This window comes from Rhodococcus sp. NPDC006774, from assembly GCF_040636045.1.
Taxonomy (GTDB): domain Bacteria; phylum Actinomycetota; class Actinomycetes; order Mycobacteriales; family Mycobacteriaceae; genus Rhodococcoides.
In genome coordinates this window covers 16,596-30,354 of the sequence record NZ_JBEYIW010000020.1, presented here as the reverse complement: position 1 = coordinate 30,354, position 13,759 = coordinate 16,596, and the positions used below count along the sequence as shown (strand labels likewise).

At 64.3% G+C, this 13,759-nt stretch carries 13 protein-coding genes; 6 read left to right on the top strand and 7 right to left on the bottom strand.

Annotated elements, in window-relative coordinates; translation table 11 throughout:
* Window positions 1–38: 38 nt before the first annotated feature.
* The gene (locus ABZ677_RS22735; RefSeq protein WP_358373472.1) at window positions 39–941 is read left to right on the top strand and encodes a glycosyltransferase; all 903 of its coding nucleotides are present in this window, start codon (window positions 39–41) and stop codon (window positions 939–941) included.
* A complete protein-coding gene (locus tag ABZ677_RS22730; RefSeq protein WP_358373470.1) occupies window positions 938–1,945 on the top strand; it encodes a polysaccharide pyruvyl transferase family protein in 1,008 nt (335 codons plus the stop codon). Before ABZ677_RS22735 ends, ABZ677_RS22730 begins: the two co-directional genes overlap by 4 nt.
* Window positions 1,946–1,970: 25 nt before the next feature.
* Here ABZ677_RS22730 and ABZ677_RS22725 read toward each other — a convergent pair whose 3' ends face one another.
* The 6 genes from ABZ677_RS22725 to edd form a co-directional block, all read right to left on the bottom strand.
* Window positions 1,971–2,588, bottom strand: coding sequence for a class I SAM-dependent methyltransferase (locus ABZ677_RS22725; protein WP_037191440.1), 618 nt, complete (start codon window positions 2,586–2,588; stop codon window positions 1,971–1,973).
* A 211-nt stretch (window positions 2,589–2,799) separates the two neighbouring features.
* Entirely contained in the window at window positions 2,800–3,879 is a 1,080-nt protein-coding gene (ychF, locus tag ABZ677_RS22720; RefSeq protein ID WP_037191439.1) for a redox-regulated ATPase YchF, read from the bottom strand.
* A gap of 12 nt (window positions 3,880–3,891) precedes the next feature.
* Window positions 3,892–4,686: a TIGR03620 family F420-dependent LLM class oxidoreductase gene (locus ABZ677_RS22715; protein WP_358373467.1), complete on the bottom strand. Its 795-nt coding sequence runs from the start codon at window positions 4,684–4,686 to the stop codon at window positions 3,892–3,894.
* A gap of 48 nt (window positions 4,687–4,734) precedes the next feature.
* A complete protein-coding gene (locus ABZ677_RS22710; RefSeq protein ID WP_094741270.1) occupies window positions 4,735–5,064 on the bottom strand; it encodes a CD225/dispanin family protein in 330 nt (109 codons plus the stop codon).
* Window positions 5,065–5,143: 79 nt separating this feature from the next.
* The gene (gene eda, locus ABZ677_RS22705; RefSeq protein ID WP_358373463.1) at window positions 5,144–5,761 is read right to left on the bottom strand and encodes a bifunctional 4-hydroxy-2-oxoglutarate aldolase/2-dehydro-3-deoxy-phosphogluconate aldolase; all 618 of its coding nucleotides are present in this window, start codon (window positions 5,759–5,761) and stop codon (window positions 5,144–5,146) included.
* Window positions 5,762–5,791: 30 nt separating this feature from the next.
* Window positions 5,792–7,615 carry a phosphogluconate dehydratase gene (gene edd, locus ABZ677_RS22700; protein WP_358373460.1) on the bottom strand — a complete coding sequence of 608 codons (1,824 nt, stop codon included), beginning with the start codon at window positions 7,613–7,615 and terminating at the stop codon, window positions 5,792–5,794.
* Window positions 7,616–7,757: 142 nt separating this feature from the next.
* Here edd and ABZ677_RS22695 point away from each other — a divergent pair, with 142 nt between their 5' ends.
* Window positions 7,758–8,939, top strand: a complete 1,182-nt coding sequence (locus ABZ677_RS22695; RefSeq protein WP_358373457.1) for an ROK family protein — start codon at window positions 7,758–7,760, stop codon at window positions 8,937–8,939.
* A 3-nt stretch (window positions 8,940–8,942) separates the two neighbouring features.
* Here ABZ677_RS22695 and ABZ677_RS22690 read toward each other — a convergent pair whose 3' ends face one another.
* Complete coding sequence (locus ABZ677_RS22690) at window positions 8,943–10,379, bottom strand: MFS transporter (RefSeq protein ID WP_358373454.1); 1,437 nt, start codon at window positions 10,377–10,379, stop codon at window positions 8,943–8,945.
* Window positions 10,380–10,482: 103 nt separating this feature from the next.
* Between ABZ677_RS22690 and ABZ677_RS22685 the strand changes: the two genes are divergently transcribed.
* The 3 genes from ABZ677_RS22685 to ABZ677_RS22675 all read left to right on the top strand — a co-directional run bounded on the left by ABZ677_RS22685 (window position 10,483) and on the right by ABZ677_RS22675 (window position 13,726).
* Complete coding sequence (locus ABZ677_RS22685; protein WP_358373451.1) at window positions 10,483–11,124, top strand: TetR family transcriptional regulator; 642 nt, start codon at window positions 10,483–10,485, stop codon at window positions 11,122–11,124.
* Window positions 11,125–11,281: 157 nt separating this feature from the next.
* The gene (locus ABZ677_RS22680) at window positions 11,282–13,555 is read left to right on the top strand and encodes a carbon starvation CstA family protein (protein ID WP_358373448.1); all 2,274 of its coding nucleotides are present in this window, start codon (window positions 11,282–11,284) and stop codon (window positions 13,553–13,555) included.
* Window positions 13,556–13,726, top strand: coding sequence for a YbdD/YjiX family protein (locus ABZ677_RS22675; protein WP_072692145.1), 171 nt, complete (start codon window positions 13,556–13,558; stop codon window positions 13,724–13,726).
* The last annotated feature ends 33 nt before the right edge of the window (window positions 13,727–13,759 follow it).

Here is a 13,759-nt window from a genome sequence, read left to right as displayed (position 1 = left end):
TGACCGAACGGCGCCCGAATTCGCGGTAGGGTCAGACCGTGCCGATCAGTCTGGTTTCCATCGTCCTCCCCGTGTACAACGGTTTGCCCGATCTGGATGAGCAGCTCGAAGCCATCGCCGGACAGGACTACACGGGCGATGTCGAGCTCATTGTCAGCGACAACGGCTCGACCGACGGCCTGCGCGCACACCTCGAAGAACTCTCTCTGCCTCTGTCGATTCGTAGGGTCGACGCCTCCGCCAAGCGTGGAGTCTCGTACGCCAGAAACGTCGGAGTGAAAGCCTCACGCGGTGACATCGTTGCCGTCGTCGACCACGACGACGTCGCTCATCCGACCTGGCTGACTGCAATGGTGCGCGCACTCGACAGTGTCGACGCGGTGGGCGGCGCGCTCGAGATCGAATCCCTCAATTCGGGGGACGTGGCGGCATGGCGAAATGTCCCGCCGCCCGGCGCTCTGTTCCCCACTGCCTACCTGCCGTACGCACCGGGCAGCAACTTCGCGATGTGGCGGGAGGTTTTCGAGAAGGTCGGAGACTTCGACGAAGACCTCGTCGGCGGGGCCGAGGACGTCGACTATTCGTGGAGGATTCAGCAAGCGGGATTGACGCTCGGACATGCCGCCGATGCGTTGGTCGCTTACCGCATCAGAACCACTGTCCGCCGATCGTTCGTGCAAGGCCGCGCCTACGGACACACGTCGTACCTACTGTCGACGAAGCACCGTGCATCGGGCTGCCCGCATCCGTCGTCGTTCGTCAGGATCCCCGTACATGCGGTGTCGATCCTTTATCTTGCGACAGTTCGTAATCCGTGGTTACCGAAGATACTGAGACCGATGCCCGTCGGTTTGTGGGCTCACTACATCGGGATCCACTACGGCGCACTGCGGATTCGAGTGACGACGCTCGGCCGACGACAACGACCGAGCCTCCGATGACACGCGAGACCATCGATGCGATCCGCGAGGAGACTCTCGCCGTCCTGCGGACTCACGCGTCACCGGGAGATCGTGTGGCTCACTTGGACTTTCCGAATCATTACAATGCCGGTGACTCCCTCATCTACGCCGGTGAAGTCGAGTACTTGAAGCGGTTGAACGTACACGTCGACTACGTGTCGGATCCGTTCACCCACAACGATGCTCTTCTCGAAGAACGAATCGGTGACGGGACCCTGTTTCTGCAAGGCGGGGGGAATTTCGGTGACCGCTGGCCGATCGACCAGAAATTTCGTGAGTCGATCGTTGCGCGGTTTCCTCGGAACAAGATCGTCTGCCTTCCCCAGAGCATCGACTTTGCCGACACCGACGCCCTTATGAGGACCGCGGCGCTGTACGCGGAGCACCCGGATCTGACCCTCATGCTGCGTGAAAGGCGTTCGTACAAAATGGCGCTCGCACATTTCCCGAGCAACCGCGTCGAATACTGTCCGGACATGGCGTTCGGTGCCGACGTCGCTCGAAGCGCCGAAGGCTCTGCAGTGGACGTCGTGAAGCTCCTGCGCGCCGATTCGGAAAGCCTCGGCCACGAATCGGTGAAGATCGACGCTTCGTCCGTGCAATACGATTGGGGCCTGCGCGGAACAGATCTGGCGATCTCGACGGCGGTGATGCTGCCGACTCTGATCGCGCAACATTTCCCCAGGGCGAATCGGCTGCTCTACCCCGCTCTTCTTCGCTCGTACGAGCAGACAGCGAAGCTCAACCTTCGTGTGGCCCAACGTATCCTGAACCTTGCGCCCGTTGTGCTCACCGATCGACTGCACGCTGCCGTGCTGGCCGCAATGATGGGCAAGCGGGTCGTGGCGATGGACAACGCGAACAAGAAGGTATCCGGTATCTACGACGCCTACCTGCACCGCTTCGACAACGTCCGCTTCGCATCGACCACCGACGAGGCCGCCGAGTTGGTTCGGCAGGCCGTGTCCGACAGTCGTAGATGAACGCTGGTTGGAACCGCACGGAGCTTCAGAAGGGGTAGCGGCCCTCGGCCCAGGCGCGAGCGGCCGGAGGTGTCACCGCGTCGACAGGTTCTCCGTCGCGGAAGTACTGCGTGTGCAGAATCCGACCAGTGTCGATCGCTTCCTGCCACGCCTGGGTGGGGCCTTCGCCGAACCAGAGCCACGGGGTGATGTCGTCCATGATCACGACCGATTCTGCGGTAGCGAGCGCACGTAGATCGTCGAGGTCTGCGCGAGCACCCTCCACCGAGTGGTCTCCGTCGATGAAGATGACGTCGAACCGCATGTCCGGGTGTTCCTGCGCATAGGCCGCGATGGTGGCGTGCGAGTCACCCTGAATCAGGGTGTGTCGGCCCGGAAAGTGTTCGTCGATATGGGCTTTCGCGGCGTCACTGTAGGCATAGGCGGCCAGGTCGAAGGACACGACGGTCGTATCAGGCGATGCGTCGAGGAACGCCCAACTCGAGAAGCCGGCATTGAACCCGACCTCACAGATCAGCTTGGTACTCGGCCGGGCCGCAAGCGAAGACAAGTATGCCTGCTCCGCCTCATCGGCTCCACGCTCGAAAGGTTCGCCAGCAGTGGCCGTTCGATGCACCAACGCCTCGAGTTCCTGCAGACCCATCTACGTTCTCCCATCCTCTGATTCGGAGCGTAGTCAACATCGTTGGGCGGCGCAGACGACGACGCCCACTCGCAGAACATGCCGCGATGATCACCGACAGACGTCCCGCCGATGAGCAATTGCGATCACTCGCACCACAACTCGGGCGTCGTAGATTTGGTGGACGACACCCGATTTGCGTTGCGAGTGACAGCCAGAACGGCTGTTCGAGCTACACGTTGAAGCGGAACTCCACCACATCGCCGTCGGACATGACGTAGTCCTTGCCCTCGATGCGCACCTTGCCTGCAGCCTTGGCCGAGGCCATGGAACCTGCGGCGACGAGGTCGTCGAAGGAAACGATTTCGGCCTTGATGAAGCCGCGCTCGAAGTCGGTGTGAATGACGCCCGCTGCCTGGGGCGCGGTGTCACCCCGATGAATGGTCCACGCGCGAGCCTCTTTCGGGCCTGCGGTGAGGTAGGTCTGCAGGCCCAGAGTGTGGAAGCCGGCGCGAGCCAACGCGTCGAGACCGGGCTCGGTCTGTCCGACGGATTCGAGCAGTTCCGCTGCCGATTCCTTGTCGAGTTCGAGCAGCTCGGACTCGATCTTCGCGTCGAGGAACACCGCGTCGGCGGGAGCGACGAGGCGCGCGAGTTCGCCGATCTTCGCATCGTCGGTGAGCACCGACTCGTCGGCGTTGAAGACGTAGAGGAACGGCTTGGTGGTGAGCAGCTGGAATTCACCGAGCAGCTCGAAGTCCAGCTTCGCCTTGGCCGAGAACAGCGTCTTGCCGTCGTTCAGCACAGCCTGCGCTGCCAGCGCCGCGTCGAGTGCAGGCTTGCGATCCTTCTTGATCCGCACCTCTTTCTCGAGGCGCGGGATGGCCTTCTCGAGGGTCTGCAGATCGGCGATCGCGAGTTCGGTTTCGATGACCTCGATATCGGCGGTCGGGTCGACGCGACCGTCGACGTGCACCACATCGTCGTCGGCGAAGACACGAACGACCTGGCAGATGGCGTCGGCTTCACGAATGTTGGCGAGGAACTTGTTGCCCAGACCTGCGCCCTCGGACGCACCCTTGACGATGCCGGCGATGTCGACGAACGACACCAGCGCAGGCACGAGCTTCTCCGAACCGAACACCTCGGCCAGCTTCCCGAGCCGGGGATCCGGCAGCGCGACCACACCGACGTTGGGCTCGATGGTGGCGAACGGATAGTTCGCGGCCAGCACATCGTTGTTGGTCAGTGCATTGAAGAGGGTGGACTTGCCGACGTTGGGCAGTCCGACGATTCCGAGGGTGAGGCTCACGGTCTATGGAGTCTACTTTGACGACACCACCAGCTCGGACAGTGCCCGGCCAGCAGCGATGCTCGACGCGCCGAGCGGCGCAAGAACGACGTGATCCGCCCCCGCCTCGTGGTGCTCCGCCACCCGATCGGCGATGTCGCCGACACTCCCCCACACCACCAGGCCGTCGACCAATCGGTCGCTGAGCTGGTCGACGTCAGCCTCCGTGAATCCCATATGCAAGAAGTTCTGCCGATAACCAGGGACTGCGGCGAGAAAGCTCAGCGGCTCACGGGCCGCCGCACGGGCACGATCCGGATCGGACTCCACGACGACGAACTGATCGACCACCAGCTCGGCCGTCCCCAGAGAGTGCCGCGCCTGCGCCGTCCACTCGGGCGTGACAAGCAGCCCGATCGCGCCGGCAGCGCGGTCTCTCGCCATCTCCAGCTTCTTCGGCCCGAGCGCCGCGAGCAGAATCCGATCCGACGGCACAGCCAGCTCGTCGAGGTAGCGATGCAGCCCCGCCAACGGCCGCGCGGTTTGCGGCCCACCGAGGCCGAGGACGAATCGACCGCTGGGCGAGAGCTCGTCGAACAGTTCCCCGGTCTGCGCAGGGGAGAACACATCGACCGGCACGATCCCCGGAACGATGGTCGCTGTCTCGGTCGCGCGAACCAGATCGGCCAGCCTGCCGAGCCGATCGATCTGCCCGCCCGGAGGCCACAGCGCTGTGAAGCCATACGACTCCAACGTGCGTACGTCGTCGAGATACGACGGCGATACGTCGATGGAAATGCCGAGTCTGCCGAGACCGAGTGTGTCCATGCCCGCGACGCTAGAACCTCGAGTTATGTGGAGGTCAAGGGTCGGGACCTAGTACGAGTTGGCGACGACCAGTGCAATGAAGGCGAAGTACAGAACTATGAGGACGACGAATATCCCCAGCGACAGTTTCCCGAAGAACCCGGCACGATTCGACGAATAGAGCGCGCCCTGAGCGTCACCCATCATCCACAGCGGGTGCACCTTCAGTGCGTGATTGAACGCCGGGATGGCCAACGGCCAGAAGAAGATGATGGCGACCACGGCCCATCCCGCATTGGACGACGGCAGAGTCGGTGCCTGCACATAGGGCTGCGCTGCCGGATAAGGCTGCTGGGTCTGCTGGAACTCCGACTGCTCGTACGGATTCGACATGATCATTTCCCCCGATTGTTCGATGACGGACAGCTGGTTGGACGCTGCACCGACCCATTGGGTTCCATCACCGGAGACGGGAATCTCAGACCAGTTCGGCCGTAGCTGCCGCGAGAGCGACGATGGCATCCCAATCTTGTTCTGCTACAGCCGTGGCCGGAGTGAGCCACGATCCGCCGACGCATCCGACATTCGGCAGCGCCAGGTAGCTCGATGCATTGGAGGTCGAGATGCCACCCGTCGGGCAGAAGCGTGCGGCCGGGATCGGCGAGTGGATCGACTTCAAGAAATTCGCACCCCCGGATGCTTCGGCGGGGAAGAACTTGAGCTCGGTGTAACCGGCTTCGAGGAGGGTGAGCACCTCGGACACCGTTGCGGCACCAGGCAAGTGGGGTAGTCCGGTATCTCGCATGGCCTTCGTCAGGGAAGGCGTGCAGCCCGGCGACACCAGGAACTGAGCGCCCGCGTCGGCGGCCTGCTTGGCCTGGCCGGGAGTGATGATGGTGCCGGCACCGACGAGGATGTCGGGGACCTCGGCGGCGATGCGCTCGATGGCGTCGAGCGCCACCGGAGTTCGCAACGTCAGCTCGATCACTGGCACTCCGCCCGCCACCAGGGCGCGAGCGATCGGAACGGCATGATCGAGGTTCTCGATGACGACGACGGGGATGACGGGTACGCGGTCGAGCAGAGATGCAGTCACGTTCTTACCTTCTTCTGGAGTTACAGGGACTCAGCGCATGACGAACATCGCGCCCTCGTCGGCAGGGCCGACGAGGGCACGCATGCCCGAGAACAGATCACGACCGGTGCTCGACCACTCGTCGGCGTCCAACACTCGACCGGTGACCGGTCGGGCCTCGAACTCGGCCAGCGGTACGTCGATCGACAATGTGCCGTCGAGAGAGTCGAGGGTGATCATGTCACCGTCGAGAATTTTCGCGATCGGTCCACCGCTCGCGGCCTCGGGCGTGAGGTGAATTGCAGCCGCGACTTTGCCGGAGGCACCGGACATCCGGCCGTCGGTGATCAGCGCGACGGACCGCCCCTTGTCCTGCAGGATTCCGAGAGCCGGGGTCAGCTTGTGCAACTCGGGCATACCGTTGGCCTTCGGGCCCTGATAACGCAGCACGGCAACGAAGTCGCCGTCGAGAAGCCCTGCGTCGAATGCCTCGAGGAAGTCGGCTTGATCGTCGAAGACTCGCGCCGGTCCGGTGACCACGCGGTGTTCGGGTGCCAGTGCAGACGTCTTGATGACGCACTTTCCGATCGGACCGGTCAGCATCTTCAGTCCGCCGTCGGCACTGAACGGCTCGTTCGCGCCACGTAACACGGTGTCGTCGTGGCTCATCCGGGTACCGTCCTGCCACATCACCCCGTCGCCGTCGAGCTTCGGCTCTTGCGTGTAGCGCCGCAGACCCTGCCCGGCAACGGTTTTCACATCCTCGTGCATCAACCCGGCGTCGAGCAGAGACCCGATGACGAACCCGAGTCCACCGGCCGCGTGGAAGTGATTCACGTCGGCCTTGCCGTTCGGGTAGATCCTTGCCATCAGCGGCACGACGGCCGACAGATCGGACAGGTCCTGCCAGGTCAACGTGATACCCGCGGCTTTGGCGATGGCGACGAGGTGCATCGTGTGATTGGTCGAACCACCGGTAGCGAGCAACGCGACGCAGCCGTTGACGATCGACTTGACGTCGACGACCTCCCCTACCGGCGTGTAGTTGTCCCCGAGCGCCGTCAGACCGGTGACGACGTGGGCGGCCTCGCGGGTCAATGCGTCGCGCATCGCGGTTCCTGGGTTGACGAACGACGAGCCCGGCAGGTGCAAGCCCATGACCTCCATGAGCAACTGATTGGAATTGGCCGTTCCGAAGAACGTACAGGTGCCACTGCCGTGATACGACGCGGCCTCGGCGTCCAGCAGAGCCTCGCGACCCACCTTGCCCTCGGCGTAGAGCTGGCGCGCTTTTGCCTTCTCCCCGTTGGGAAGTCCGGACGTCATCGGCCCGGCGGGCACGAACACCGCAGGCAGATGACCGAAACTCAGTGCGCCGATGAGCATTCCGGGGACGATCTTGTCGCACACCCCGAGCATCAAGGTGGCGTCGAACATGTCGTGGGACAACGCAATTGCCGTCGACATCGCGATGATGTCCCGACTGAAGAGCGAGAGCTGCATGCCGTCGCGGCCCTGGGTGATGCCGTCGCACATGGCGGGGACGCCACCGGCGAACTGCGCAATACCGCCCGCATCGATGACCGATTTCTTCAGCACGGCCGGGTACGTCTCGAACGGCTTGTGCGCCGAAAGCATGTCGTTGTAGGCGGAGACGATCGCGATGTTGGGTTTGACCATGCCGCGCAGCGCCTGCTTGTCGGCCTTACCGGAGGCCGCGAAGCCGTGGGCGATGTTGGCGCAGGCGAGTCGGCCACGGGCCGGGCCCTGATCCCCGGCAGCAGCGATTCGAGCGAGATATGTGGTGCGGTCGGACTGGCTGCGGTCTGCGATGCGGTCGGTGACCTGACGCAGGACCGGATGAAGTGTGTCCATGAGTATCTCCGATGTTCGGTCTCTCACGACCCAGCCTAAAGCCGGTTAGGTCCATCAGCAACTGAACTTATGCTTTTCGAAGTCATAAGTGACACTCCTTAGGCTGTTGCCGTAAAAGTTGCCAGTTGGTTGAATGGCGTCTATGTCCATGCCGCGCCTGAGCGCTCCACCTGCGACGGCAGGTGAGATCTTCGCTCTCGTGCGCGACAGAGACGCCGAAACCCGCGCGGAACTCGGACGGATCACCGGCCTCTCCCGATCGGCCGTTGCCTCCCGCGTCGCCGCGCTCACCGAGCTCGGCTTGGTCATCGAAACCGAGGACACTCAGTCGACCGGCGGTAGGCCCCCGGCGAGACTGTCCTTCGACATCGACGCCGGTATCGTGCTCGCCGCCGCGATCGGACGCAGCCGCTCTCAACTGGGCGTCTTCACCCTCGGCGGTGAATTGCTCGCGAGCGACACCGTCGACCAGGAGATCGGCGTCGGACCGGACGAGCTGATGCCGCAGATCACCAAGCGGCTGCAGGCACTTCTCGAGGAGTCGCACCGAACCGGACATCGCATCCTCGGGGTCGGGCTGTCCATCCCCGGCACCGCCGACACCGCCAGAGGTTGCAGCCTGGACTCGCCGATCATGCACGGCTGGGACGGGGTGCCACTGGCACCGTTCTTCGCGGACACCACGTCGGCTCCGGTGTTTCTCGACAACGACGCCAACGCGATGGTGCTTGCCGAACGCCGCGACAATCGAGATCGCTTCCAGAACGCCCTGTTGGTCAAGGCCTCGACGGGTCTCGGTGCCGGGATCGTCGCCGGCGGCGCACTGCAGCGCGGATCATTGGGCGCTGCAGGCGAATTCGGCCACACCAAGACCGCAGCCGCCGCAGGGGTCGCGTGCCGGTGCGGAGACAGCGGCTGCCTCGAGGCCATCGCGGGTGGCTGGGCTCTGGTGCGCGCACTGAACGAGCAGGGCCGCGAAGTCGGCCACGTGCGCGGCGTCGTCGACCTCGCGGTCAGCGGCGACCCCGAAGCGCGCAGACTCATCCGCGACAGCGGACGCCACATCGGCGAAACCCTGGCCGGGGCCGTCAACCTGCTCAACCCCGAGGTACTCATCATCGGCGGCGACATGGCGAACGCCTACGACATCTTCGTCGCAGGACTGCGCGAGACCGTCTACGGCAACGCCACCGCACTGGCCACCAAAGCACTGACCATCCAGGCCACCACCCACGGCGACCTGTCGGGTGTCATCGGCAGCGCAGCGCTGGTGTTGGATCAGGTGCTCAGCGCCCGGGCCGTCGACGACGCACTGGGCGGCTGACGATCACCTGGACCGATTCTCGGCTCGTGTCGAAGCATGCGACGGCACGATGAGCACGGCAAGCACCGAACCGAGAATCAACAGACCTGCCGCCACGGCCAACCCCAGGCTGTAACCGGCTCCGGCCATCAGAGCCTCGGACGACGCGGTCGACGACGCCGTGGCCGTGGCCGTGGCCGCGATCGTGACCAACACGGCCAATCCGAGAGTGCCGCCCAGTTGCCGCGCCGCGTTGAGTACGCCCGACGCGATTCCCGCGTCGCCGGGCTCCACTCCCGCAATGGCAGCCGCGCCCTGGACCACCATCGAACCGCCGATGCCGATGCCCCCCAGAGCCGACGGCAACACGACTCCGGTCCAGAAGGCGACCTGGGTCGGCATCAGTGCGAAGCCTGCGAGTCCCATCGCCCCGACGACACCGAACACCGCGAGAGTGAAACGCGGTCCGATCGCGGCCGCCACCTTGATCGCCAGGGCGATTCCGATCACCACGAAGAAGCAGAACGGCAGGAACATGAACCCGGCGACGTCGGACGCAACGCCCCAGACCTTCTGTATGTACAACGACACGAAGTAGAACGCGGCGAGTTGTCCTGCGCAGAGCATGAATCCGAAGACGTTCGCTCCCACGACACTGCGAACCCGAAACAAACGCAGCGGCATCAACGGGTGCGCCACACGCGATTCGGTGAAGACGAACAGGAACAGAAAGACGGTAGCGCAGACGAATCCGGCGACAACCGACGCCGCGGTCCACCCGGAATCTGCTGCTGCCGAGGCGGCGTACACCAGCGACCCCACCCCCAACGTCGCCAGGCACGCACCAGCGAAATCGAGGCGTCGATCGGTGAGCGTGAGCCTGTGGCTCGGAAGCCGGTACGCGGCGACAAGGCCGACGATCACAATCGGCACATTGACGAACATCACTGCACGCCAACCGAATGCGTGAGTGAGCAGCCCGCTGAGCACGACGCCGACCGCCCCGCCTCCGGCTCCCGCAGCGCTCCACAGCCCCAACGCGCGACGACGTTGCCGCCCCTCCGGTACCTCGGTCACCAAGGCCAGAGCAGCAGGGGCGAGCAAAGCGCCTGCAAGTCCCTGCACCGCGCGGGCAATCAACAACAGCGGTGCGTTCCACGCGAGGCCGCCCAGGACGCTCGCTGCCGCGAACAGCGTCGAGCCCACAAGAACGACACGTCGTCGGCCGACGAGGTCACCGAGGCGACCGCCCAACAGCATGAATCCGGCGAACGTGAGCAGGTAGGCGCTGACCACCCACTGCAACGCCGAATCACCGAACCCCAGGTCGTCGGCAATGTCGGGAAGCGCAATGTTCACCAGCGACACGTCGAGCGCAACCAGGAACTGCACCACGAAAATGGTGGTCGACAGAGCGCCCACCCGAATCACGGTGCCCGCAGCCACTTCAGGGTCGGTCATTACCGCGCCTTTCCGATGTCGTACGCGTACGACTTTTCGTACGCGTACGAGACGGTAGTAGGCTCGACCCTTCACTACAAGAGCTACGAATGCAGGAGACCCGATGCCGTCGAACAGCACTGTCGACCGGGCAGCCATCGTCTCGGCAGCACGCAGGATGCTCGAACGCGACGGTGTCGCAGGGTTGAGCATGCGACGTCTCGCCGTCGAACTCGGATCCAAGCCGATGACGCTCTACTACCACGTGGCCAACAAATCCGAGCTCCTGTCATTGGTGCTCACCGACATCGCGACCGAGATCGAATGGGCCAGACCCACGGGGTCGCCGCGCGAACGCATGGTCGACATCGTCATGGACATGTACCGGCAACTCTCGTCCATCGCGTGGATCGTGCCCATCCTCCGGACCGGAACAACCGTTGGCACACCGGCTCTCGCGCTGGCCGATCGCTTTCTTGCAGCTGCGCTCGAAACCGGCATGACCGAGCTGCAGGCACTCTCGCTCTGGCGGTCGACGTGGTACCTCGCGACCTCCGAACTGATGTGGCAGGCCGAGCTCGACGCACGCCCCGACGACGAAACCTCGTGGTTCGTCACGATCGACCCCATTGCCGTCGCGACGGTTGCACCCACCGTTGCCGGCCTGTTGCCGCGATGGGCGGATCATTCCGCGGCTTTCGACCTGCGGGCCGCGGTCACCGCCCAGATCGACGGAGCCATGGCCGCCTCAGCTCTCGACCTCTGATTCGGCACGCGGCTGACCGCGGGCATCGTCGCCGCGATTGCCGCTCGTCGCACTCCAGCGACCGCCGGGCGCACGGCGATGCGTCGATTCGAGGACGTGCGCCCGCGCCGGACATAGGGTGATCGCAGTCACACCTGCGAGCCTGGAGACCCCACACATGTCACTGAAAGCGGCCGACGAACCACACGTCGAATTGCTGAAGACAGATCCCGATCTGCCGCCCGTCGGCGTCGTCGAGTCACATCCGATGACCCCGATCAAGCGCCTCATGCTCGTCGCCATCGGCCTTCTCGGCGGTGTTGCGTGGACGATCATCGCGATCGTCCGCGGAGAGAATCCCAACGCCGTCTGGTTCGTCATCGCCGCGGTGTGTACCTACATCTTCGCCTTTCGCTTCTACGCCAGGCTGATCGAACGCAAGATCGTCTTCCCACGCGACGACCGCGCCACCCCCGCCGAGATTCTGGAGAACGGCAAGGACTACATGCCGACGGACCGTCGGGTGCTGTTCGGCCACCACTTCGCCGCGATCGCCGGAGCAGGCCCGCTCGTCGGCCCCGTCCTCGCCGCGCAGATGGGCTACCTGCCCGGCACCATGTGGATCATCATCGGCGTCGTGTTCGCCGGTGCCGTACAGGATTTCCTGGTGCTGTGGATCTCGACGCGTCGCCACGGCCGCAGCCTCGGCCAGATGGCCCGCGACGAACTCGGAGTCGTCGGCGGTACCGCCGCGCTGATTGCAGTGTTCGTCATCATGATCATCCTCATCGCGGTGCTCGCACTGGTCGTCGTCAACGCGCTCGCCGAAAGCCCGTGGGGCGTCTTCTCCATCGCACTGACCATTCCGATCGCACTGTTCATGGGCGTCTACCTGCGCTTCCTGCGGCCGGGCAACGTCACCGAAGTCTCACTCATCGGCGTCGTCCTGCTGCTGCTCGCCATCGTCGCCGGCGGTTGGGTTGCCGAGACCGACTGGGGCACCGACTGGTTCACCCTCTCCAAGGTGACCGTCGCCTGGCTGCTGATCGGCTACGGCCTGCTCGCCTGCATCCTGCCGGTGTGGTTGCTGCTCGCCCCGCGCGACTACCTGTCGACGTTCATGAAGGTCGGCACCATCGCCTTGCTGGCCGTCGGCATCCTCATCGCGCGTCCCGAGATCCAGATGCCCGCAATGACGAGCTTCGCCACCGAGGGCAACGGACCGGCGTTCGCGGGATCGCTGTTCCCGTTCCTGTTCATCACCATCGCCTGCGGTGCACTGTCCGGCTTCCACGCTCTGATCTCCTCCGGCACCACGCCGAAGTTGCTCGAGAAGGAAAAGCAGATGCGCATGATCGGCTATGGCGGCATGCTCACCGAGTCGTTCGTCGCCATCATGGCTCTGATCACCGCATGTGTCCTCGATCAGCACATCTACTTCGCACTGAATGCTCCGGCCACCCTGACCGGCGGCACTCCCGAGACCGCAGCGACCTACGTCAACGGACTGGGACTGAGCGGCGGCGACATCACCCCCGCCGAACTGAGCCAGGCCGCAACCGATGTGGGTGAGGAGTCGATCATCTCCCGCACCGGCGGCGCACCGACACTCGCGTTCGGCATGTCCGAGGTACTGCACCAGGTGTTCGGCGGCGAATCGCTCAAGTCGTTCTGGTACCACTTCGCGATCATGTTCGAGGCACTGTTCATCCTCACCACGGTCGATGCCGGTACCCGCGTCGCGCGCTTCATGCTCTCCGACAGCATCGGCAACCTGCCCGGAGCCTCGGCCAAGAAGTTCAAGGATCCGTCGTGGCGTCCCGGCGCCTGGATCTGCTCGCTGATCGTGGTCGCAGCCTGGGGCGCAATCCTTCTCATGGGCGTCACCGACCCGCTGGGCGGCATCAACACCCTGTTCCCGCTGTTCGGTATCGCCAACCAGCTTCTCGCCGCCATCGCGTTGACGGTGGTGATGGTCATCGTCGTCAAGCGTGGCCTCTACAAGTGGGCCTGGATTCCCGGGGTTCCGCTGGCGTGGGACCTCATCGTCACCATGACGGCGTCGTACCAGAAGATCTTCTCCTCCGTCCCGGCCATCGGCTACTGGACTCAGCACTCGCAGTTCCGCGACGCCAAGGCGCAGGGGCTCACCGAATTCGGCAGCGCCAAGACCCCCGAGGCCATCGACGCCGTCATCCGCAACACCTTCATTCAGGGCACGCTGTCGATCATCTTCGCGGTGCTCGTCCTGGTCGTCGTGTTCGCCGGAGTGTGGGTGTGCATCAAGGCAGTTCGAGGAGACACCTTGCCCGACAACGAGGAGCCCGAGGTGCCGTCGAAGATATTCGGCCCCACCGGTTTTGTCCTCACCCCGGCCGAGAAGAAGATTCAGGCCGAATGGGACGAGCTGATCGACGCGGGCACCGTCCGTCGCCCCGGATCGGCGCACTAGATGCGGGGCCTGTGGTGGTGGATCACCTCGGTGATGGGCGACCACGATTACGACCGCTACGTCGCCCATCTGGCCCGCCACCACCCGGGCCAGGAACCACCGACCGTGCGGCAGTACTGGAAGGACCGGCACGCGGAGGCGGACCGAAACCCGGGGGCTCGGTGCTGCTGACACGGTGATGTCCGATTTCCGCTAGCACCGACG